The 24491-nt window shown below is 37.1% G+C and carries 18 protein-coding genes and 5 tRNA genes; 13 read left to right on the top strand and 10 right to left on the bottom strand.

Going from position 1 to position 24491, the window contains the following annotated elements; all coding sequences use genetic code 11:
• Positions 1–124: 124 nt before the first annotated feature.
• The 6 genes from ACSSV9_RS14345 to ACSSV9_RS14320 form a co-directional block, all read right to left on the bottom strand.
• A tRNA-Glu gene (locus tag ACSSV9_RS14345) sits at positions 125–196 on the bottom strand.
• Between the two features lie 28 nt (positions 197–224).
• A tRNA-Glu gene (locus ACSSV9_RS14340) sits at positions 225–296 on the bottom strand.
• Positions 297–300: 4 nt separating this feature from the next.
• Positions 301–377, bottom strand: a tRNA-His gene (locus ACSSV9_RS14335).
• Between the two features lie 39 nt (positions 378–416).
• Positions 417–490, bottom strand: a tRNA-Arg gene (locus tag ACSSV9_RS14330).
• Between the two features lie 48 nt (positions 491–538).
• Positions 539–613, bottom strand: a tRNA-Pro gene (locus tag ACSSV9_RS14325).
• Positions 604–861 carry a hypothetical protein gene (locus ACSSV9_RS14320; protein WP_437347949.1) on the bottom strand — a complete coding sequence of 86 codons (258 nt, stop codon included), beginning with the start codon at positions 859–861 and terminating at the stop codon, positions 604–606. Before ACSSV9_RS14320 ends, ACSSV9_RS14325 begins: the two co-directional genes overlap by 10 nt.
• On the opposite strand from ACSSV9_RS14320, the gene ACSSV9_RS14315 reads away from it, so the two are divergent.
• The 8 genes from ACSSV9_RS14315 to ACSSV9_RS14280 all read left to right on the top strand — a co-directional run bounded on the left by ACSSV9_RS14315 (position 848) and on the right by ACSSV9_RS14280 (position 9211).
• Positions 848–1960, top strand: coding sequence for an ABC transporter permease (locus tag ACSSV9_RS14315; protein WP_437347948.1), 1113 nt, complete (start codon positions 848–850; stop codon positions 1958–1960). The genes ACSSV9_RS14320 and ACSSV9_RS14315 overlap by 14 nt on opposite strands.
• A gap of 2 nt (positions 1961–1962) precedes the next feature.
• Positions 1963–3189: an FtsX-like permease family protein gene (locus ACSSV9_RS14310; RefSeq protein WP_437347947.1), complete on the top strand. Its 1227-nt coding sequence runs from the start codon at positions 1963–1965 to the stop codon at positions 3187–3189.
• The gene (locus tag ACSSV9_RS14305) at positions 3182–3880 is read left to right on the top strand and encodes an ABC transporter ATP-binding protein (RefSeq protein WP_437347946.1); all 699 of its coding nucleotides are present in this window, start codon (positions 3182–3184) and stop codon (positions 3878–3880) included. Before ACSSV9_RS14310 ends, ACSSV9_RS14305 begins: the two co-directional genes overlap by 8 nt.
• A 95-nt stretch (positions 3881–3975) precedes the next feature.
• Positions 3976–4434 carry a Fur family transcriptional regulator gene (locus tag ACSSV9_RS14300; protein ID WP_437347945.1) on the top strand — a complete coding sequence of 153 codons (459 nt, stop codon included), beginning with the start codon at positions 3976–3978 and terminating at the stop codon, positions 4432–4434.
• Positions 4427–4654: a FeoA family protein gene (locus ACSSV9_RS14295; protein ID WP_437347944.1), complete on the top strand. Its 228-nt coding sequence runs from the start codon at positions 4427–4429 to the stop codon at positions 4652–4654. The genes ACSSV9_RS14300 and ACSSV9_RS14295 overlap by 8 nt, the downstream gene beginning before the upstream one ends.
• A gap of 2 nt (positions 4655–4656) precedes the next feature.
• Positions 4657–6681: a FeoB small GTPase domain-containing protein gene (locus ACSSV9_RS14290; protein ID WP_437347943.1), complete on the top strand. Its 2025-nt coding sequence runs from the start codon at positions 4657–4659 to the stop codon at positions 6679–6681.
• 9 nt (positions 6682–6690) lie between these two features.
• On the top strand, positions 6691–7413 hold the full coding sequence (locus ACSSV9_RS14285) for an MBL fold metallo-hydrolase (RefSeq protein WP_437347942.1): 723 nt from the start codon (positions 6691–6693) through the stop codon (positions 7411–7413).
• A 13-nt stretch (positions 7414–7426) separates the two neighbouring features.
• Positions 7427–9211, top strand: a complete 1785-nt coding sequence (locus tag ACSSV9_RS14280) for a M28 family peptidase (protein ID WP_437347941.1) — start codon at positions 7427–7429, stop codon at positions 9209–9211.
• A 362-nt stretch (positions 9212–9573) separates the two neighbouring features.
• Here the strand turns inward: ACSSV9_RS14280 and ACSSV9_RS14275 are convergent, their stop codons facing one another.
• Entirely contained in the window at positions 9574–10407 is an 834-nt protein-coding gene (locus ACSSV9_RS14275) for a VOC family protein (RefSeq protein WP_437347940.1), read from the bottom strand.
• On the bottom strand, positions 10404–10877 hold the full coding sequence (locus ACSSV9_RS14270; protein ID WP_437347939.1) for a GlcG/HbpS family heme-binding protein: 474 nt from the start codon (positions 10875–10877) through the stop codon (positions 10404–10406). The genes ACSSV9_RS14275 and ACSSV9_RS14270 overlap by 4 nt, the downstream gene beginning before the upstream one ends.
• A 110-nt stretch (positions 10878–10987) precedes the next feature.
• On the opposite strand from ACSSV9_RS14270, the gene ACSSV9_RS14265 reads away from it, so the two are divergent.
• Entirely contained in the window at positions 10988–12793 is a 1806-nt protein-coding gene (locus ACSSV9_RS14265) for a TonB-dependent receptor (RefSeq protein ID WP_437347938.1), read from the top strand.
• A gap of 63 nt (positions 12794–12856) precedes the next feature.
• Positions 12857–12994 (top strand): hypothetical protein, encoded by a 138-nt coding sequence (locus tag ACSSV9_RS14260; protein WP_437347937.1) that lies wholly within the window; start codon positions 12857–12859, stop codon positions 12992–12994.
• A 415-nt stretch (positions 12995–13409) separates the two neighbouring features.
• Here the strand turns inward: ACSSV9_RS14260 and ACSSV9_RS14255 are convergent, their stop codons facing one another.
• The gene (locus ACSSV9_RS14255) at positions 13410–14408 is read right to left on the bottom strand and encodes a dihydroorotate dehydrogenase-like protein (protein WP_437347936.1); all 999 of its coding nucleotides are present in this window, start codon (positions 14406–14408) and stop codon (positions 13410–13412) included.
• 63 nt (positions 14409–14471) lie between these two features.
• A complete protein-coding gene (gene nifJ / locus ACSSV9_RS14250) occupies positions 14472–18062 on the bottom strand; it encodes a pyruvate:ferredoxin (flavodoxin) oxidoreductase (protein WP_437347935.1) in 3591 nt (1196 codons plus the stop codon).
• A gap of 2453 nt (positions 18063–20515) precedes the next feature.
• On the opposite strand from nifJ, the gene tnpA reads away from it, so the two are divergent.
• From tnpA to ACSSV9_RS14235, 3 genes are all read left to right on the top strand, one after another.
• A complete protein-coding gene (gene tnpA / locus ACSSV9_RS14245) occupies positions 20516–20977 on the top strand; it encodes an IS200/IS605 family transposase (protein ID WP_437347934.1) in 462 nt (153 codons plus the stop codon).
• 625 nt (positions 20978–21602) lie between these two features.
• A complete protein-coding gene (locus ACSSV9_RS14240; protein WP_437347933.1) occupies positions 21603–23108 on the top strand; it encodes a sensor histidine kinase in 1506 nt (501 codons plus the stop codon).
• A 339-nt stretch (positions 23109–23447) separates the two neighbouring features.
• Positions 23448–24080, top strand: coding sequence for a sugar transferase (locus ACSSV9_RS14235; RefSeq protein WP_437347932.1), 633 nt, complete (start codon positions 23448–23450; stop codon positions 24078–24080).
• Positions 24081–24491: the final 411 nt, after the last annotated feature.

The raw sequence follows: 24491 nt of genomic DNA, 5'->3' as shown, positions 1-24491 counted from the left end.
ATACATGATTTATTTTTTCAATGAAAACGACAATACTTATAAATCTGTTCCTCTAATTGAATTTTTCAGATGTCTCTGGGAAAATATTATGGCGTTGAATTAAAGAAATGTGCAACCAGTACTGTGACCCCAACGGGAATCGAACCCGTATTTTCACCTTGAAAGAGTGATGTCCTAACCGTTAGACGATGGGGCCATAAAAAAATGAGCATAAAAAAAAGAAGTGACCCCAACGGGAATCGAACCCGTATTTTCACCTTGAAAGAGTGATGTCCTAACCGTTAGACGATGGGGCCTGACTGGGGTGAGCAATGGGACTTGAACCCATGGCCTCCTGGGCCACAACCAGGTGCTCTAACCAACTGAGCTATGCTCACCATTTAGTATGTCAAAAAATCAAAGAAATAAAAAAATTGTACGCCAGAGTGGACTCGAACCACTAACCCTCAGCTTAGAAGGCTGATGCTCTATCCTGTTGAGCTACTGGCGCACTTCGATTTTACAATCAAAATAAGAAATTATTTCGATTGTACCAGAGTCGGGGAGACAGGATTCGAACCTGCGACTTCTTGGTCCCAAACCAAGCGCTCTAGCCGGGCTGAGCTACTCCCCGTTTTTTTCAGCTACAAAAAGAACTTCATTCTTATACGGCTTACAAAAATAAATGTTTGGAAACGAAATGTCAATTTCAGCACCATTTTCTTGATTATTTTCTCTATCTTTGGATAAAAAATTTTCGAGTTCTATGTTTTCCTTCTTCATCGCCCGCAAATACATTAAATCGTATCGTAAATCGAGATTTAATTTATCAATTTCTGCTATTGCTGCTGCTGGTATTTCAGTCGGAATGGCTGTTGTCATTATTGCATTGACTGTGCTCGACGGGTTCGAAAAAGTTGTCTCAGAAAAAATTATTACACTAAATGCACACATCAAAATAACTGGATTCGGAAATCGAAACCTCCCTTCTCCCGAATCGTTAATACCTCAGCTGAGCGAAAAATATGGAAGTAAAATTAGAAAAATTGAACCGTTTATCTCTAAACTTGCACTTATAAAATCAAAAAAATTTTCAGACGGAATTACCATAACAGGACTCCATCCCGATGACCTGCGTAATAACATAGGAGGTTATTTAATCGAAGGCTCAATCGACAGTTTGAAGCAAAATGAAATTATTATTGGCAGAAAACTGGCAGAAAAATTAAGAGTGAAGTTAAATGATAGGGTAACACTTTTTTCTGTCTATGGAGACGAGATCCCATCTCCCGCTTCTCCTCCTGCAATTGATATGTTCAAAATTGTTGCAATATTCGAAAGTGGTATGTCGGAATATGACGACCTCAATGCTTATATACTGTTCGATAAAGCTTCCGATTTTTTTGGTATGTTCGGAAGAATTTCAGGTTATAATCTTCAGTTAAAAAACATTAACGATATTGAGCCTTTAACAGAGCAATTGCAAGACTTCCTCGGTTATCCATACTATGTCCGTTCAGTTTTTGAGATTTATCAAAACATTTTCACATGGCTGGATCTTCAAAAAGAACCAATTCCAATTGTACTGGGCTTAATTATTTTCGTCGCAGTATTCAACATAGTAGGAACACTTTTAATGATCGTTCTGGAAAAAACCAGGAGTATTGGTATTTTGAGAACTCTGGGTGCCACTCGAAAAAAGATTACAACAATATTTCTCCTGCACGGCTTTTATCTTACAACAATTGGAATAATATTGGGCGATTTACTGGCATACATACTTACTCTAATCCAAATGAAATTCGATATAATTAAACTGCCCGAAAATGTTTATTTCGTTACTCATGTGCCCCTTTATATCGACATTAACAATTACTTGCTCATAAGCTTAGTAACTGCATTTATTTCCCTTATAACCTCATTCATTCCAGCTTATATTTCTTCGAAAATTGAAATAATTTCGGCAATTAAATTTGACTAATTATGATTGAATATTTCATAGCAAAACGATATCTGAAAGCCAAACACAAATTTAATCTAATTACGATAATTTCGACGCTTTCCGTGGGTGGGATTACAATCGGAGTTGCCGCTTTGATTATAGTGCTTTCGGTTTTTAATGGATTTGGTTCGCTGGTTAAATCAATTCTGATAAGTTTCGATCCTCACCTGAGAATTGTAGTTACAGGTGACGAAGCCAATAAAAAAATTAACGATTTTTATTCTTATTTAAGAAGCAATTCAAAAGTAAAAAACTATTTTCCTTATGTCGAAAGTAAAGTCATAGCATACAACAAAAAGAGTTATGAAATAATAAACCTCAAAGGCATTCCAGCAGAAAACGACGCCGAAAACTGGGGACTCAAAGAAAAAATAATAAGTGGCAAATATGACTTGAGCAACGAAGGGTTGGGCAAAATTATCATTGGACTTCCCCTTTCTTTGAGGCTATCACTCAGAGTCGGAGATACTGTAACAATTACTTCTGCCCGGAATATCGAAAGAATGATAACGAGCTTGTCAATACCACATTCTCAAAAATTTATTGTCTCAGGACTTTTTGAAACAAATAACAGAGACTACGACGTTTCTTACGCTTTTAGTTCAATTGAAGAAGCAAAGCGACTTTTGGGCTATGGCGATGAAATTTCCGGTATCGAAGTGCGCCTCGAAAATATTGAACATTCGGAAAAATTAAAGAAAGAATTGACCACCAAATTCGGTGACGATTATTTTTCATATTACACATGGTATGATCTGCACAAAGACCTCTATAGCATAATGTCGGTTGAACGATGGTCGGCTTATATTCTTTTGAGTCTCATAATAGCAGTAGCCACATTCAATATTTTTGCATCGTTGACAATGACTGTTCTCGAAAAGAAAAAGGATATTGCCATATTACGTTCGATGGGAGCAGATTCAAATCGAATCAGACGTATATTTATGTATGAAGGCTTGATGGTTGGTATAATCGGGACTGTAGCAGGAATTATTCTTGGATTGACAGTTTGCTATTTACAGATCAATTACAATTTTTACCCGCTCGATCCAACAAAATATATAATAAACGCAATGCCGGTCAAAGTAATGTTTACAGACATAATAGCGATTGGAAGCATGTCCTTGCTTTTGACATTTCTGGCATCGATATATCCGGCAAAACGAGCATCTAAGACAAACATTATCGAGTCAATAAAATATGAATGAAAAAATTATCATTGCCGAAGGAATACGCAAATCGTTCAGAATCTCGAAAAATAAAAGCCTGGAGATATTAAAAGGAATATCGCTTGAAATTGATCATGGTAAAATTACCATGATTGTAGGAGCTTCGGGTGCTGGCAAAAGCACTCTACTCCATATCCTGGGTGGACTTGACAGACCAGATAGCGGCAAAGTTTTAATCGACCTTCAGGATATTTCTAAAATGAGTGATGCTCAACTGTCGAAATTCAGGAATAAAAAAATCGGTTTTATCTTTCAGTTTCATCATCTATTGCCGGAATTTACAGCCGAAGAAAACATTGCAATTCCGATGATGCTCGACGGGAAATCGTACTCCAAAGCTGTCGAGCGAAGTCGTGAATTACTAAAAATAGTGGGACTGTCAGATAGGTCGTCACATAAACCTTCCGAACTTTCTGGCGGTGAACAACAGCGTGTAGCCGTAGCTCGCGCTCTGGCCAATAATCCTTCGATTATATTCGCCGACGAACCCACAGGAAATCTCGATTCGGCCAACGGCGAAATCATCCATTCACTCTTTAAAGAGCTAAAAACCAATCACGGTTTTACATTCCTGATTGTAAGCCACAATCCAGAATTGATTAGATTGGGCGATGTAGTTCATGAAATTAAAGACGGAACAATAATCGATGGTAATTTAAGTCCTGTTTAAATTCACCCCAAAAAAATAAGACAAAGATATTTGCTTTTTTAAAAGCAAGTGAGTAATTTTATATAGACTTAATCTAAATTATTTGTAAAATATTTATGTCAATAAACTTAAACGAAGCGCACGAAGTTTTTCGCAAGTACTTGAAACAGGAAAAACACCGTATAACTCCTGAAAGATTTGAAGTACTCGATTTCGCGTTGAAATACGAAGGACATTTCGGAGCCGATGAACTCTATCTCAGAATGAAAAACAACAAGTCGAACGTATCGCGAGCAACGGTATATAATACACTCGAATTATTGGCTGCCTGCGAGCTTTTAGCAAAACGAAACTTCGGCGAAAATAAAACACGCTACGAATCGAATTACGGTAGAAAATCGCACGACCATCTGATTTGTATTAACTGCGGAGCTATCAAGGAATTTTCAGAACCTGAAATTGAAGAAATTGTAGCTCAAGTGGCGAAAAAACTCGGCTTCAAACCACATGGACATTCATTTAATATTTTTGGAAAGTGCAACAATGCAAACTGCAAACATAAAGACAATGAATAACATTACACTCGACAAGGCACGTAAAGGAAATTTAATCACCATTGTCAATTTACCCGGTGGCGAAATTAACGCACAATTAATACGAATTGGCATTTCTGAAGGTGAAACTCTCGTTTGCCTTCAACGACTTCCTGGTGGGACAATTATTTTACAGAAAAACAGACAGGAAATTGCCGTCGGTTACGATCTTGCAAAAAAAATTAAAATTATTCTGCGATAAATATGAAATCTGACAATATTGTTAATATTAATTCTCTATCCACTAACGTTGACTCAACTTTAAGACATGTTAAGACAGAAAAAGTAGTTTTAGTAGGAAATCCAAATGTCGGCAAATCGTGTGTATTCAATTATCTTAGCGGAAAATATGTAGATGTTTCTAATTATCCAGGCACCACCATATCAATCACACGTTGCAATTACAAAGGGAAAAAAGTCTACGACACACCAGGAATTTATGGCGTATCATCGTTCAACGAGGAAGAGAAAGTTGCACGCGATATTATTCTTGAGAGCGATGTGGTAATTAACATCGTAAATTCGCTTCATCTCGAGCGTGACCTTTTTCTGACACTCCAGTTAATCGACATGGGGAAAAAAGTTTCTGTAATACTCAATTTTGCTGATGAACTCAAGAAAAGAAAAATTAAAATCGACACTAAAAAACTATCAGATCTTTTGGGCGTCGATGTTTACGAGACTTCTGCAGTAAACAAAGTGGGACTCGACCAGCTCGACAAAGCCATTGAGAACGCTCGTGTGGGCAATCAGCAACTCGATTTACATTTCCTCATGCAACAGTACATTGAAGAAGGAATTCCGCAATCTGAAGCTTTGTTGATTCTCGAAGGTGATGAATTTACGACCAGTAAATACAATAAGCCGATAAATAAAGACGATCGAGAGAAAATTTATATTACGCGTCGTAACCGTGTAAATGAGATTATCGATATTGTAGAACACGAGGATTCCAGAAAGGGTGAAATCTCGAATCTGCTTGGGCGCATGTCACTAAATCCGATTACTGGTATTCCAATATTATTCTTCATCTTAACGCTTGTCTATTTTTTCATTGGAGATTTCGTATCTCAACGTGTTGTCAATTTTACCGAAAATACGGTTGGTGTAGGAATTGTTGAATACAATGTTAAATCCTTTGTATCGAATTTTACTTCTTCAATAATCGACGTCGAAATTTTTGATAAAAACGAAAATCTAATCGACAAGAAAATTTATAATTTCCCCGACGGTATGCGGGGTAATCCGGAATTAAAATCAGATTTTGAAAGTTTTTCGTCGCAACCGGGTGCTCAAACAAAATTTCATTTTTCCAATCCAATTGTGAAGTTATTTTTCGGTGAGTTTGGCGTTATTACGATGACGACTACCTACCTCCTCTTCTTATTGCTTCCTCTTGTTATTGGATTTTACTTTGTTATGGCTCTACTTGAGGACAGCGGTTACTTGCCCCGACTTGCGACAATGCTCGACAGAACTTTCAATAAAATTGGTTTGAATGGCAAAGCGGTAATACCGATTATTCTTGGCTTCGGATGTATTACAATGGCAAATATTACAACCCGACTACTCGGTTCAGAAAGAGAAAGGTCGATAGCAACTGCAATTTTGCAATTCGTTATCCCATGCTCAGCTCAACTTGCGGTTATTACTGTATTGTTGAGCGGCGCTGGATTGTATCCCTTGTTAATTTTTGTCGGAGTAATTGGTTCACTCCTGATAATTCTTTCGACAATCTTGAATAAGCTAATTCCAGGTCAAAGCTCGCCCCTTTTAATAGACCTTCCGATTATGCGAATACCCAGGCTAACTAATGTTTTAAAAAAGATGGCTTACAGAACTTACGGTTTTATGAAAGAAGCTGGATTCTGGTTTTTCGTAGGTGCACTGGCTGTCGGTTTAATGGACATTACAGGATTATTGCTCATATGGCAGGATATTCTTGCACCGCTGACGACTCACTGGCTCAAACTCCCGAAAGAAGCGGCCAATGCTTTCGTTATGGGAATGGTAAGACGCGATTTCGGAGCGGCAGGACTCTTTACGATGAATCTTACAGTTATGCAAATAACCGTTGCAATTATTACTATTACCATTTTTACTCCATGCATCGCTTCTTTTGTAGTTATGCTTAAAGAACGCGGCTGGAAAGAAGGAATTACTATCTGGTTGGGTACGTGGGTTACCGCATTCTTTATAGGTGGTTTAGTAGCTCAATTTATAGTCTAAGAGAAAATCATGAAACAAAAGAACTTACATCAGTATCCATTAGTATGGCGTAAAGATGATTTCTTCATTAAAATCTACAGCTCTATTCCCAACGTATCCACGGGCATACTTCTTACAACAAGTAAAACTGCCTTTATAATCGATCCCGGCGACGGTATACTACGCGACCTAACTAAAGACGTTGGACCCGAAACAATCTTGAGAGTATCCGATATCTTCATAAGTCATGGCCATCACGACCATGTCGGAGGCGTCTGGTCGTTATTAACTTATTGGTCTGTACTCCGCAGAAAAACACCCCTTTCAATCTTTTATCCCGACGGATGCATCGAAATTGAGAGCATTTATAAAGCTTTCAACGAAGTTTACGGCAAAGAGCTTTCATATAAAATAATGCTCAAACCTATTTCCAATCAAAAAGCATTCAATAGAAATTCAGTAAGAATTAAACCCTTTTTTGTTAATCACAGAGAATTAAATCCCGACGGCACGAGTTCAGCCATTCCATCTCTTGGATTTAAATACTATTACGATTCTAAATCCATTTGCTATGGTGGAGATACAGCATATTGTGAAAATCTGGTAAAAATGGCAAAAGGGAGCGATCTGGCAATCATCGAAGCCGGTGCTCTCGATGAAGACTCAACCGACTTACACATGACGATTTCACAAGCTAAGGAAATTGGCAAAACCGCCAGAGAATTTTTCCTCGTCCATGTACCCGAAGAATAAAACGAGGTTTCCTATGAAAAAGATTATCTTGCTACTTTTGGTTTCCCTCTCTCTCATAAATGCACAAAAGAAATGGTCAGATCCATCAATTTCAGTCAAAGACTTAAAAGCGCATCTTTTTTATTTAGCCTCAGACGATATGAAAGGCAGATTTTCAGGCTCTCCTGAAGAGAAAATTGTTGCCAATTATATCAAAGACCAGTTCGAATTGTACGGCCTGGAACCTCTGTTTAACGGAAATTACTTCCAGGACTTTAAATTTATCGAACGACTTGAATTGACATCAAACAACAGTGCAGAAATTATTATTGACAACGAAAAACTTAGATTAAAAATTAACCAAGATTACATCCCCATTTCCTTTTCTGGCAAAGCTAAATTAAAAGCGCCACTTGTTTTTGCAGGTTATGGTATCTCTTCTTCGAATCTTGAATATGACGATTACGATTCAATTAATGTTGCTGGCAAGATCGTAATTATATTGAAAGACCATCCAGAACACGATTCTGCACACTCAGATTTCGACATCTACTCTTCATTAAGAAGTAAAGCTTCGACGGCACGCGATAAAGGTGCAGCAGGTATAATTTTCATTAACGGTTATTATACTTCCGAAGATAATCTTACAGAATTAAGATACGACGGTGCCCCTGCAATAAACGATTTCCCCATCATCCATGTAAAAAGAGATATAATCGAAAAATTATTCAAAGTGCACAAACTTGATCTTACAGAAATTCAAAAAAGAATCGATTCTACAAGAAAAAGTAATCAAATAAACTTTGAGGATTGTTTTGCTGAAATTCATACCGATATAAAAGAAGTTGAAAATTATGCCAGAAATGTTGGTGGCATAATAAAGAGTAATTACAACAGTGATGAATATATAGTTATTGGCGCTCATTTTGATCATCTCGGTATCGATCAACTGAGATCGTCTTCGATGTACAGGGGAAACGACAGTCAAATTCATAACGGTGCCGACGACAATGCATCGGGCACTTCAGCTTTGCTTGAACTTGCAGAAGCTCTTGCCGCTTCCAGAACAGAACTCAAAAGAAATCTCATATTCGTCGCCTTTTCTGGCGAAGAACTTGGAATCCTTGGCTCTACTTATATGACAAATAATTCACCCGTTCCACTCGATAAAATTATTGCTATGGTTAACATGGATATGGTAGGCAGATTAAACGAAGAAAATTCGCTTACAGTAATTGGAGCTGGCACTTCCTCAAAATGGAAACCTTTACTTAACGAAAAAAACAAATATGATTTAAAACTTACATTTGACGATTCTGGTACAGGCGGCAGCGATCATCAGGCATTTTCAAATAAAAACATACCGGTTCTTTTTTTCTTCACCGGAACTCATTCCGATTATCACAAACCTTCCGACGATGCCGACAAAATTAATTACGAAGGCGAAAAGAAAGTTGTAAGTTACATCCTCGACGTTATTAATGGCATCGATAAACTTGAAGAAAAACCCGATTACGTTAAAGTAACAGCTCCAACAAATAAACGAATTGGCAGATCGAAAGTTTATGTGGGAACTGTACCGGAATTCGGTTATAATGGCGAAGGTTATAAATTATCTGGAGTCACGGAGGGTAGTCCTGCTGCCAAAGCAGGCTTAGTTAGCGGTGATATAATAATCCGCTTTGGCAACAAAAAAATAGGTAACATTTACGATTTTATGTACACAATTGCAGAATACAAACCAGGCGATAAAGTTGATGTTGTTGTACTGCGCAACGGTAAGGAACTAAAATTTACACTTGAACTTATTTCAAAATGAAAGCAATAATCGAATTAGAAAAGTTATTATAGATGAGGTGGGTGTTAGGGATTAGGGATTAGGGATTAGAGTTTAGGGGTTAGGGGTTAGGGGTTAGGGTATTGTTGAATGGTTTTATGACAAATTTAGTTGTGTCGATTGCATATTAAATTCCTGAACGGAGAATTAATTAATTCTGTAAATTAATTTCAATTTCTTAATGACACTATAATGCAAATGATTTTAATCTGAAATTTATTTATTAACCTACCACAGACATTATACTTTTACAAACTCATAACCCATAAACAATTAACCACAAACCAAGACTAAGAACCACGAACCAAGAACTAAGAACTACGAACTAAGAACAAATAACAAAATCATAGCATCGGCTTTTTTCTTTGTACAAATTGAAGTGGCACGCCATCTTTATTTCTAAGAACCATAATTTTATCGCCGCTCTCTGTGGTGAATAGATCCTGAGCTATTTCACAATCTTTTAATATTTCTTTTATCTTATCAATATTTTCGACTGAAAAAGCAACATGAAATTGTGCAGGTAAAATATCATTAAAATTCAGGACGGGAGCTTCACTATTTTGATATAATTCAAATAACAAATTTTTACCGCTATCAGCTACAAACCTGCCAAAATCTGAAGCATTATTCTGCTTGATAATAATCATATTAAGTTTATCGACAAACCAGTCACCAGTCCCAACAGCATTTAGAAGATTGAAAGCAATGTGCTCCACATAAAGTCCCTCAAAGCGGAGCATCGAATTTTTTCTTTCGACAAATTGTAATGGAACTCCCCAGGGGTCACGCATATTCATTATTTTATCACCCGAATCTGTAACCTTCAAATCCGACTCAATTTCGGCTCCGTTTTCTATTAATCTCTTTTTTAGCGATTCAGCATCTTTAATATTAAATGCGATGTGAAGACTTAACATATTTATTTTTCTGAAGTTAAGTGGTTTCACATCATTATTAATTAAAAACTCTATCATTATGTTTTTTGCTGAATCTGTAACAAAAATAGAACCTTTTCCTTTATTTACAATTTGCATATCGAGGTTCGAGCAATACCATTCAGCTGCTTTTTCTGGATTGGGTAATAAAAGCGCAATATGTTCGAATTTTACATGATTCTTTTGAGCAAAAAGAGTAAATGATAATATAATTGTAATTAAGAAAACTAATTTTTTCATTTTTCTTCCTCCCTTAAAACATTTGAAGCATATTCTGCAATTATACCATCTTGCTCCGGAGTACCTCCACTTACACCAATTGCTCCAATATAATTCCCTTTATAATTCAGAGGCACTCCTCCTTCAAACGGAAGAATTTCGTCGATCGAAAGTAAAGCATTGTTTCCGTCTGATATTCTTTGCTGGTACGACTTAGTTGGTCTTTTAAAATAAATTGCTGATACCGCCTTTTTCTTAGCAACATTTATACTTCCAAGTTGTGCTCCGTCCATTCGCTCGAAAAATAGCAAGTTTCCTCCCTCATCAACTATCGCGATTACTACATCGATTTTCATCTCTTTTGCTTTGTTTTCTGCTGCAATGGCAATTTTTTTTGCAAGGTCAAGTGTTATTGTATGTTTGGAGCCCACCTGTCCAAAGATTAGTCCTGTCATAAGAATTAATAGTAAGAAAGTATTCCTGTATTTCATATAGTTACCTAATCATTTACTTAAACGATTTATCCGTAAAATAAAAAATTTTTTGAATATTTACAGTATTTTTTTAGTTTTGACAAATCAATTTTTACGAAAGGGCCAAGATGAAACGTTTATTACTCTTATTTATTCTTGCGCAGGTTGCATACTCTCAACAAGATTCGATAAAAACATATGAATTAAATGAAATTACCATTAGATCTGATAAGTATCAATCATTAATTAAAAATCTCAACCCATCGCAACAACTGATTGAAGTAAAAGGTGTTAACCTTTCTGTTCAGAAAAATTTAATAGCCTATCTTAAACACAGATCAGCAGGAATTTTTGTAAGTGAATTTGGAAATTATGGATTTGGAATAGGACAACAAGCGGCTGGTAAATTTTCAATACGTGGTTTTAACGGTCAACAGCAAATTACAATTTATATAGATGGACATCCTGAATATGCAGGAATTTTTGGACACCCTGTTTCCGACATTTACAGCACCGATGCAATATCCGATGTAATAATTATCAAAGGTCCATCTTCTCTTATTTACGGTTCGGGAGCATTAGCCGGTGTAATTGATATTCGTACTTCAAATTCATTTTCAAATGGGACATCCTTTGGTAGCGATCTATCGTACGGCTCTTACAACACATTCAACATTTCTCTCAAATCCGCATTTAGCACACAAACTTTCAGTTCATCTATAAATATATTCAATTATACTTCCGATAACCACAGGTCGTCTTCTAATTATAACTCTAAAGGAATTGGCCTAACTATTGGTTATAAAATGAATAAATTCTGGTCGTTCAATCTAAAGTCGAATATTAGATATGCAAAAGTTTATAATCCCGGAACAGTTAATAATCCTTTCGCAAAAGATTCTGTCTGGACAGAATTTACACGTTCAAATCTATCATTAAACTTTCAAAACAGATATAAATCAACTGAGGGAAATTACACGATTTATTACAATTCTGGTGTTCACGACCTCTTCGACGGCTTTCATTCAATAGATTATGTGGCAGGGATAAACGCTCGTCAAACTGCTGAAATATCAAACAATTTTCTCCTAACAGCTGGAAATGATACACGAATTTATGGCGGGGATGCAAGAAATATCCGCAAGTTAATCGACACAACTTTGTATGAAACCGGTTTTTATTTCGTCGCTGAAGCAAAGATAATTCAAAATTTAAAATTTATTGCGGGAGCACGTCTGAACTACCATGAAGTTTACGGCTCTGAATTTATCCCTCAAGCATCCCTAAATTACACAATTTCTAAGAATGCCGACATTTATCTTTCCTCAGCAAAAGGTTACAGAAACCCAACTCTTTCGGAATTTTTTATTTTCGGAGCAAACATTGACCTTCTGCCAGAAAAATTATGGAATTACGAAGCGGGCTTTAATTTGAGATTTTATGAAAATCTAATCGATATTTCCGGAGCATTTTATCTATCAGAAGGTGAGGATTTCATCGCAGTTACAGGTCAATTTCCAAATATCAAAAATCAGAATGTTGGAAGCGTTCAAAACAGAGGGTTCGAACTCAACGCGAAAATAATGCCAGATAAAAACCTGATAATCAGTACTGGTTTTAATTATACATATATGAAAAATCCTATAGCAGGCTCGCCAGAGTTACACGGCATTTTAAATGCAAACTATTCAATAAATCGGTTCCAGCTTGGATTAAACTTAGTAGCCATTGGAAATCTCTATTTGCTTAACAATAGTAACAAATTTATTAAGGAAGACTTTTTACTTTTAAATGCCTCTGGAGGATTTAATTTAAATAACAATATCAATTTATATCTCAAAATAAACAACCTCCTTGACACGGAATATCAAACAGTTTTTGGTTACCCGATGCCGGGTATTAATTTTCTTGCAGGTTTCACGACAGAATTTTAACAGCAAGACTAAACTTTTTTATATTTAATTCGATAATAGAGTAACTATAGCTATAGGTGAGTTATGTTACTCTATGCAATTATTGGTTATTTCATTCTTTTTGCTCTTTTCATATTCCTTTCTTTCAAATATGCTCCTTTTGGATATGAAGACAAGAGAGGTTTTCATTACGTCAGAAAAGAGAAAAAAAGAGCTGCATAATAATGTAAGTTAAATTCATACTCCTTTTATTATCCTCCCATCTTGCTTTATGCATGCCTGTTGAAACAGGGGGCCAGAATATAGTAGATGGAATTGTTCTTGGTTCTTGGTTCTTGGTTCTTGGTTCTTTGTTCTTGGTCTTTGTTCGTGGTTCGTGGTTCTTTTGATTGGAGTTTTTGTTAGTGGTTTTATTTTAGGATAGTTTTATAACAGGGACTTACAAAATATTCAATTTGAGTTTGGGAGAGTTTAATAAGACGCAATGACTAAATGAGTTTGTGTTTTTGATTTCTTTGACTCTTTTTACAATTTTAATGCATAAAATTAGAGTGACAGAATATATTTTAATTGTGAGGGGGATATTTTGATAGAATAAGGTGTCAGAGGAGAAATAAATTCTCCCCTGACGAATTTATCAGACATGTGCTTTATAACTTTGAAGCATTTTCATATAATTAGCTCTTTCGAACAGAGCCGGCTCGGCAACTGATTTCTGGCTCATACTTCCTTTCATCATTGTAATTGATTCATATTCATTTTCCTCCATCCAGTTTTCTATACCTTTCAAAATCTCAGTAATTCTGCCAATTCCATTGGTCAACAACTCTGAGCAAACCATTGCAACGTCGGCTCCGGCCATAATTACTTTTATTGCATCTTCGTGTGAATGAATGCCGCTTGTTGCAGCCAGACTGGCTTTAATTTGTCCGTATAGAATAGCAATCCATCTAAGCGGTAGACGCATTTCCCAGTTAGTACTCAATACTAAATTCGGGACAACTTCAAGTTTTTCGAGATCAAAGTCAGGTTGATAAAAACGATTAAAGAGCACCAATGCATCTGCTCCAGCTTCGTCGAGTTGTTTTGCCATATTAGCCATCGAAGTGAAGTAAGGACTCAATTTAACCGCAACGGGAATATTCACCTGGCTTTTAACTTCTTTCAGAGTTTCGATATACATCTTTTCAACGTCGTTTGAAGTCATATTTGGGTTTGCAGCCACATAATAGATATTCAATTCCAGAGCGTCTGCACCTGCCTGTTCAATATTCCTGGCATACTGAATCCAGCCGCCTTTGCTAACGCCATTTAAACTTCCGATAACTGGTATGCTTACAGCTTTTTTTAGATTGGCAATATGATCGAGATATTGATACGGTGTAAGATTGAATTTCTCGGGTTCGGGGAAATAATTGAGAGCCTCGGCATAACTTTCTGTATGGTGTGATAGGTAATGATCAAGTTCTCCACTTTCATGCAGTATTTGTTCCTCAAACAATGAATGGACAACTATTGCAGCAGCGCCTGCGTCTTCAAGTCGTTTTACACTATCGACTGTATGAGAAAGAGGTGAGGCCGAAGGAACAATAGGATTCTTCAGTTCCAATCCCATATATTTTGTTGTTAAATCCATAATAAACTCCTCTATATTATAAAAATAGGGGCTTCTGCATTTTTCAGACAGCCCCACCAAATATTAATTGACCGATTCTTTCTTTTCTCCGTTTGACGAAAAGTCCATCTGCGACATCTGTTCATATAATTTCCATCGTTTATTCACTTCTTCTTGAGCGTGAGTTAACAATTCCTTAGCAATTTCCGGATGAGATTTTGTTAGCATCTTGTATCGTGTTTCGCGATAGATGTATTCTTCGAGTTTAACTTTCGGAGCTTTCGAGTCGAGTTTAATCGGATTTTTACCCTCTTTCAGGCTTTCAGGATTGTACCTGAAGAGTGGCCAGTAACCGCTTTCAACTGCGAGTTTCTGACTTTCGAGTCCTTTTGCCATATTAATACCGTGTGCAATACAATGGCTGTAAGCAATTATAAGCGAAGGTCCATCGTATGCTTCTGCTTCGAGGAATGCGCGTACTGTTTGAGCATCGTTCGCACCCATCGCAACGCGCGCAACATAAACATTGCCATAATTAACTGCCATCATAGCGAGGTCCTTTTTCGGTGTCGGTTTACCTGCTGCGGCAAATTTTGCAACTGCTCCCATTCCTGTGGCTTTCGACATCTGTCCGCCGGTGTTTGAGTAAACTTCAGTATCGAGTACAAGTATATTTACATTCTTTCCTGAAGCTAATACATGGTCTAGTCCACCATATCCAATATCATAAGCCCAGCCATCACCACCGATGATCCAGACTGATTTTTTAACAAGGTAATCTGCAATATTAAGGAGTCGTTTTGCTTCGTCTGAATTAATTGATTCGAGTTTTTTCTTTAGCTCTGCAACTCTTTCGCGTTGATTTTTAATTCCAGCTTCGTCTTTTTGATCGGCATTAAGAATTGCGTCGCAGAGTTCGGCTCCAACTTTATCGCGTAAAGTAAGCAACAATTCTTTTGCATATTGATTCTGCTTGTCGACGGCAAGGCGCATTCCAAGACCAAATTCAGCATTGTCTTCAAAAAGTGAATTCGACCATGCCGGTCCCCTTCCTTCTTTATTCTTAGCCCATGGGGTAGTAGGTAAGTTGCCACCGTAAATTGAAGAACAACCCGTAGCATTTGCAATAAGTGCACGATCACCAAAAAGTTGCGATACCAGTTTTACATACGGAGTTTCACCGCAACCTGAGCACGCACCTGAAAATTCAAATAATGGCTCTAATAATTGATTGCTCTTGATTAATGCAGGATTAACCTGTGTCCTGTCGATTTCCGGCAATTCAAGGAAGAAATCGAAATTGGCTCTTTCCTGTTCCCGAATTGGAATCTGTGGAACCATATTGAGAGCTTTTAGTTTAGTCTCGCGTTTGTTCTTAGCCGGGCACACTTCATAGCAAAGTTCGCATCCCGTACAATCTTCTACTGCTACCTGAATTGTATATGCGCTATTTTCAGGAAATTCTTTTCCTTTGGCATCCATATATTTGAACGTAGCAGGAGCATTTTCGAGATATTTCTTGTCGTATACTTTTATTCTAATTGCGGCGTGGGGGCAAACAAGCGAACACTTACCGCATTGAATACACCATTCGGGATCCCACTGTGGCACTTCGAGAGCAATGTTGCGTTTTTCCCAGCGTGTTGTAGCCGAAGGGAATGTTCCATCCACAGGCATTTCGCTTACTTTAACTTCATCTCCTTTACCAGCCATCATTTTAGCCAGTACATTTTTTACATAATCAGGAGCCTTATCCGAAACAATTGGTGGGAGTTCTATTGTACTTGTAACGTGGTCTGGAACATCAATCTTATAAAGGTGTTCGAGTGTTTGATCGACGGCGTCAAAGTTTTTCTTGACAATTTCTTCGCCTTTTGCACCATAAGTCTTTTTAATTGCTTTCTTGATTTGTTCGATTGCTTCTTCTTTTGGCAATATGCCGGAAATTGCAAAGAAGCATGTTTGCATAATTGTATTGATACGGCTACCCATTCCTGTCTTAGCCGCAACCGAATAACCGTCTATAACATAAAAATTGAGTTTCTTATCGATAATTTGCTGTTGAACTTTTTTCGGTAATTTGTCCCAGGTTTCATCCTTGCTGTATGGCGAGTTAAGAAGGAAAGTGCCTCCTTCTTTAATATTGCTAAGCACATCGAACTTTTCCAGTAAAGTGAACTGGTGGCATCCAACAAAACTTGCGGTCTGTATTAAATAGGTAGAATGAATTGGTTTTTTACCAAAGCGAAGGTGTGAAATTGTTGTAGAGCCCGATTTTTTTGAATCGTAAACAAAATATCCCTGTGCATAGTTGTCGGTTTCTTCGCCAATAATTTTAATCGAGTTTTTATTTGCTCCCACAGTTCCATCTGCACCTAAACCATAGAAAAGACATCTTGTAACATCGTCGCCTTCAATAACAAAAGAAGGATCATATTCAAGACTTGTAAAAGTAACATCGTCTACAATTCCAACTGTAAAATGATTTTTTGGATTTTTTTCTTTCAGGTTATCGAACACTCCTTTTACCATAGCAGGAGTAAATTCCTTTGAAGAAAGTCCGTATCTGCCGCCGACAATTTTTGGCATCTTTTCAAAGGGGGGATTATCTGAATTCATAGCATCACTGATGACTGTAACAACGTCGAGGTAAAGAGGTTCGCCGAAAGCGCCGGGTTCTTTTGTTCTATCGAGTACTGCAATTTTTTCAACTGTTTTTGGAAGAGCTTCAATAAAATGTTTTGCAGAGAAAGGACGATAGAGTCGTACTTTCAGGATACCAACTTTTTCTTCCATTCTCTGGGTCATATATTCGACAGTTTCTTCTGCAGTTTCAGCGCCCGAACACATCAAAACGATAACACGTTTAGCGTCAGGAGCCCCATAATAATCGAATAGCTTATATTGTCTGCCTGTTAGTTTGGCAAAACGATTCATAACGTCCTGAACAATATCTGGACAGGCGTTATAAAATTTATTGACTGCTTCCCTGCCCTGGAAATAGACATCGGGATTTTGTGCCGTTCCTCTGATAAATGGATTATCGGGATTGAGTGCTCTTTCTTTGAATGCTTTAACATAATCGTCGTTAATCATGGCACGTATATCATCGTCGCTCAACATTTCGATTTTCATTACTTCGTGCGAAGTTCTAAATCCGTCGAAAAAGTGAACAAATGGAATGCGTGATTCGAGTGTGGCTGCATGTGCAATCAATGCTGTATCCATAACTTCCTGAACGGAATTCGATGCAATCAAACCAAATCCAGTTTGACGTGTAGCCATAACATCTGAATGGTCACCGAAAATCGAAAGTGCAGATGCAGCAATTGAACGAGCACTAACATGAAAAACAGCGGGTGTAAGTTCACCTGCTATTTTATACATATTGGGAATCATTAAAAGCAAACCTTGAGATGCAGTAAATGTAGTAGTAAGAGCACCGGCCTGTAAAGATCCGTGTACTGCTCCAGCAGCACCGCCTTCACTCTGCATTTCCGTTACACTCGGCACCGAACCCCAGATATTTTTAATTTTTGCCGCAGCCCATGCATCCGACAGTTCTCCCATCGGTGACGACGGCGTTATCGGATAAATAGCAATTACTTCACTCAGACGGTAAGCCACGTGCGCAGCAGCTTCATTTCCGTCTATTGTTACTTTTTTTCTATTCATCAATCCACCTTTATTTTGATTGTACAAAATTTATTTTGTCCCTTTTATTAATAACAATTACAATTCTAGTCTAATATTTTAATACGTCAAAATCCTTGCCACTTTAATTTATTTCTTTTTTTCACTAAAAATAAGTCTTAATATCCTATTGTTTAGGAAATTAACTCTTATTTGTAAGAAAATTTTTTAATCTAATCGGTAATTATAGAAATTATTTTTGAATTAATAAAGACATACATGTCTAAATAATTTTAATTTTTTGTTGATTTTGTCATCCCCTTTGAGATTCTCATAGCTTTGTATCAAAAAAATATTGTCCGTTTGGAGTTAAGTATATAAATGGAATCTTGAAATTTTACTGAAGGCAGTATAATGATGAATACTAATCACAAAAGGATGAATGACTTTGCAAATAATACAAACATTATATACCGGAGTGCGGACTCGTATTGCTTTCTGAAGCTATAATGTCACCCGTTCCGGGTTCTTTTCTCCGTTGGTTATTTCCTATTACAAACATTCCAACCCTTCGGGTTTGTGTCACCAATGCAAACATAATATTCTGAAGTTCGGTATTGTATCACTCTCTGAAATTATAATGTCACCCGTTCCGGGTTCTTTTCTCCGTTGGTTATTCCCTATTACAATTATTCCAACCCTTCGGGTTTGTTCCAATCAATACAAACATTCATTATATTCCGAAGTTCGGTATTGTATCGCTCTCTGAAGCTATAATATCACCCGTTCCGGGTTCTTTTCTCCGTTGGTTATTTCCTATTACAAATATTTCAACCCTTCGGGTTTGTGTAGTCAATACAAACATTATATTCTGAAGCTTGGACTTGTATCTCTCTCTGAAACTATAATGGCACCCGTTCCCGGTTCTTTTCTTATCTTAGTCGATTATTTCTTATTACAAATATTCCAACCCTTCGGGTTTGTTCCAATCAATACAAACATTCATTATATTCCGAAGTTCGGCATTGTATCGCTCTCTGAAGCTATAATGTCACCCGTTCCGGGTTCCTTTCTCCGTTGGTTATTCCCTATTACAAACATTCCAACCCTTCGGGTTTGTTCCAATCAATACAAACATTCATTATATTCCGAAGTTCGATATTGTATCACTCTCTGAAGCTATAATGTCACCCGTTCCGGGTTCTTTTCTCCGTTGGTTATTCCCTATTACAAACATTCCAACCCTTCGGGTTTGTGTCACCAATGCAAACATTATATTCTGAAGTTCGGTATTGTATCACTCTCTGAAATTATAATGTCACCCGTTCCGGGTTCTTTTCTCCGTTGGTTATTTCCTATTACAAATATTTCAACCCTTCGGGTTTGTGTAGTCAATACAAACATTATATTCTGAAGTTTGGACTTGTATCGCTCTCTGAAATTATAATGTCACCCGTTCCGGGTTCTTTTCTCCGTTGGTTATTCCCTATTACAAACATTCCAACCCTTCGGGTTTGTTCCAATCAATACAAACATTCATTATATTCCGAAGTTCGATATTGTATCACTCTCTGAAGCTATAATGTCACCCGTTCCGGGTTCTTTTCTCCGTTGGTTATTCCCTATTACAAACATTCCAACCCTTCGGGTTTGTGTCACCAATGCAAACATAATATTCTGAAGTTCGGTATTGTATCACTCTCTGAAATTATAATGTCACCCGTTCCGGGTTCTTTTCTCCGCCGGTTGTTCCCTATTACAATTATTCCAACCCTTCGGGTTTGTGTCAACTCATAAACAACTTATTACATATTCTATGAATTAATAACAATTGCTGTACAAATTATAAAACGCCGAAGGCGTGACATTGGTATAACAAAGCCTTACGAGCCAGCATATCCTAACCCCGAAGGGGTGACATAATTATCGAACCTTTATCAAACGCCGAAGACGTGACATTGTTGTAACAACACCTTATAACCATCCATGACTTAACCCCGAAGGGGTGATATTATTTTAACAACGCCTTACAACCATGCTTAACCTAATCCCGAAGGGATGACATTATTGTAATCCATCATCAAACGCCGAAGGCGTGACATTGTTGTAACAACACCTTATAACCATCCATGCCTTAACCCCGAAGGGGTGACATTATTGTAACAACGCCTTACAAACATGCACAACCTAATCCTGAATGGATGACATTACTATAATCCATCATCAAACGCCGAAGGCGTGACTTTGGTGTAACAACACCTTATAACCATCCATGCCTTAACCCCGAAGGGGTGACATTATTGTAACAACGCCTTACAACCATGCTTAACCTAATCCCGAAGGGATGACATAATTGTTGGTTGTCATAAAAACGTGAAATACATCCCATAGAGATGACATTTAATCAAAAAAGTAATATCTTACCAATTAAATTCTGTAATGGTAAATTCTTCCAAGAAGCGGGCAAATTTATTAAACCTCCAAGGAGCGTATATATGCCCGGCACGTATTCACAAATTTATATTCACATCGTCTTTGCAGTAAAAGGCAGAGAGAATCTTATATCACCAGAATGGAAAGATGAACTATACAAATACATTGCCGGAATTATCAAAGCTAAAGATCAAAAACCATTAATTGTTAACGGTATGCCTGACCATATTCACGTTTTTGTAGGTTTAAAGCCATCTATGAAAATATCTGATTTAGTAAGAGACATAAAAAACAATTCGTCAAAATTTATCAACGACAAGAAACTCATTCGCGGTAAATTCTCCTGGCAGGAAGGATACGGCGTTTTTTCATATTCACATTCTCAAATAGGAAATGTATATAATTACATACTAAACCAAGAAAATCATCACAAAAAGAAAACGTTCAGGGAAGAATACTTAGACTTTCTTAAAAAATACGAAATTGAATTTAATGAAAAATATCTTTTCGAATGGATAGATTGAATATTAATGTAAACCTTTTGTGGTTTCTGTCTATCTAATATTCTATTATTATATCACTCCTTCGGAGTCATGATTATTGCAAACATTCAACCCTTCGGGTTTGTGTCAACCAATGCAAACATTATATTCTGAAGCTTGGACTTGTATCTCTCTCTGAAACTATAATGGCACCCGTTTCCGGTTCTTTTCTTATCTTAGTCGATTATTTCTTATTACAAATATTCCAACCCTACGGGTTTGTATCAACGCATAAATAACTTGTTACATATTCGATGAATTAATTAATAACAATTGCTGTATAAATTAAAAAACGCCGAAGGCGTGACATTGTTATAACAAAGCCTTACGAGCCAGCATATCCTAACCCCGAAGGGGTGACATTATTGTAACAACGCCTTACAACCATGCCTAACCTAATCCCGAAGGGATGACATTTTTGTAACCCGTCATCAAACGCCGAAGGCGTGACATTGTTGTAACAACACCTTATAACCATCCATGCCTTAACCCCGAAGGGGTGGCATAATGATCAAACCACAACACCCAAATTTTAAGAACATCAAACCTAACTATTTGATTTAAATTAATATTTATTTATTTTACCCTGAAATTTAAGCGAGGGAGTATGTCAACAGCCGAGACAACACTCTTCAACCGAGTACTTTCACTCAACAGATCATCCTTTTTAATTACTAATCCAGACTTTATAATAACTGACTGCCCCGTTACGATCAAAGAAATTCTTGGATTAGAAAGGAGAAAACTAATCAACAAAAGTCTATTTGATTTAATCGCAGACGGCCAGAAGAACTCGCTCAAATCGAAGATAACACGACTTAATAAATCAACGAAAACGACCGAGTTCAAGTGTGAACTGCTTACAACCCAAAAAAGAAAAATATCGGTTCTCTGCTCAGTTGTCCTTCTATCAAAATCCAAAAAGAATACAAAATATTTATTCGCTTTCCGAGACGAGACACCTCATATCAATAAACTTGAACAATACGAACGTGAACACAACTTCTTTAAAGTGTTGATGAACAATGTACCAGACACAATTTATTTCAAGGACAGGCAATCCCGCTTTACAATGATCAATGAAGCACAGGCAAAATTACTGGGAATTAATAATCCCGCAGACGCTATTGGCAAAACAGACTTTGACTTCTTCACAAAAGAACACGCCGAAGCAGCGTACGCCGACGAACAGGAAATTATCAAAACCGGTAAGCCTCTAATCTACAAAGTTGAAAAAGTAAGACGTGGATCGGATAAAAAGTTTATCTGGGTGTCAGCTACTAAAGTGCCTGTATTTGACAAGAGTGGTAACGTTAAAGGAATTGTAGGAATCTCAAGAGACATTACTCATTTCAAAGAAGCAGAAGACCAACTTAAATCCCTCACCGAGGAATTGAAAGAATTAAACGAAACAAAGGACAGGCTCTTTTCGATAATAGCTCACGATCTGAGGAATCCGTTTATTTCATTGCTCGGAATTTCAAATATCATTCTGGAAGAATATAACGATTTAAGTGAAGACGAAAAATTAGAATATCTCACAGAAATTGAAACCTCTGCTAAGTCAGCTTATGATTTGCTCGAAAATTTACTCTATTGGTCACGCACACAAACAAACAACATTTCTTATTCTCCACAGAAATTCAACTTATCCGACGTCATTTCGAGAAATATACGACTATTGAGTTTTGCCGCTTCGTCCAAAAAAATCAATTTGATTAACAATGCGGAAAATAATCTGTGGGCATACGGCGACCCTGACTTGGTTGATATTATTGTGAGAAATTTTATTTCAAATGCAGTGAAATTTACTCCTGAAGGTGGTAAAGTTGAAGTTGTCACGAAAATACTTAACGACGAAATTAAAGTAATTGTTGAAGACTCAGGCATCGGTATGAGCAAAGAAAAAATCGAGGGGCTGCTGAAATATAACAAAGTAGAATCGTCATTGGGCACAAATAAGGAAAAAGGCACCGGACTCGGATTGCTGCTTTGTAAAGACTTTATTGAAATGAATAATGGTAAAATGGAAATTGATAGTTATCCCGGTCAAGGGACAAGAATTTCGTTTACGATAAAGGTGGGGAATGAGGGGTTAGGGGTTAGGGGTTAGGGATTAGGGGTTAGGGAGTTCAATGTTCAATGTTCAATGTTCGGGGTTCAATGTTCAACGTTCAAGGTTGGGGGTTCAAGGTTAATTGTTCAGTGTTCAACGTTCAAGGTTCGTGGTTAAATGTTCAATGTTCAAGGTTAGGGTATGTGAATGGTTTGCTGAAAAGCAATGTGGGATAGTTAATAGTTGTTAGTTACTGGTTATTAGGTGTGTTAGTGAATAGTTGATGGTTGGTTTGTTAATTTTTTTACTAAATACGAAAAAACAATTTTTTCGTGCTATCATTGCCTCAGGCTCAATAAATCTTTTGTTATATTCATTAAAATAAAAGACGGAAAGATGACTTTCGATTCACCTCTTTACAAATTTCGCAACAAATTCGTTAAATATTCTATCGATTTAATAATTTCTTTGATTGTTACAGTCTTCATCCTTCCTATTTTCTATTTATTTGTCTTTATCTATACTATTATCTTCGATAAAGGTCCTACAATTTACAAACAAGCACGATACGGTTATAAGCGAATGCCATTTTATATCTATAAATTCCGAACGATGAAATATCCCTCAATTGAATACGACGATGAGGGTAAATTAATACAAACAGACAATCAGGATAAAAGACTCACGAGAATGGGAAAATTTTTACGAGCTCGATTTCTCGATGAGTTGCCTCAATTTTATAACGTTCTTAAAGGCGAAATGAGTATAGTTGGTCCACGCCCACATGAATTAAATCACGACAGAGAATTCTCTTCTTCTATCGATAATTACGATTTAAGATATACTGTGCTGCCAGGAATTACTGGACTTGCTCAAGTTAATGGTTTACATGGCGCAATCAAAAATCAAGATGTAATGAAAGCACGAGTTGAATACGACTTACATTATATCCAGAATTGGAATATACTCCTTGATATCAAAATTATGATTAAAACGCTGGGGATGGTGGTTAGAGGGATTAGGGATTAGAGATTAGGGATTAGGGGTTAGGGAGTTCAATGTTCAATGTTCAATGTTCAATGTTCAATATTCAATGTTCAACGCTCAAGGTTCTGTGTTCAAGGTTCAAGGTTCAACGTTCAAGGTTATGCGTTGAATGTTTAAGGTGTTATTTATTTGTGAGCGAAACACTTCTCATTGCGAACGAATGAACCGAACGTCTTTGCGAGCGAACGAAGTAAGCGAAGCAAACTCTAAGGAATCCCCAAATTACCACTTACTAAAATAACAATGGCGGTTGCTTCGATTAGCTACGCACTCAGCAACCACACTGTGAAGTTCATCACACTTTACAAAAGCTACATGAGATTGCGTCGTCCCCCCAGCCTTAGGCGAGGTTGACTCGCAATGACATGTAAAAGACAGTCTTTGCATGTGCAC

Origin of the sequence: Melioribacter sulfuriphilus (assembly GCF_051488685.1) — a bacterium.
Classification (GTDB): Bacteria; Bacteroidota; Ignavibacteria; order Ignavibacteriales; family Melioribacteraceae; genus Melioribacter.
This window is presented reverse-complemented; position numbering and strand designations above follow the sequence as displayed.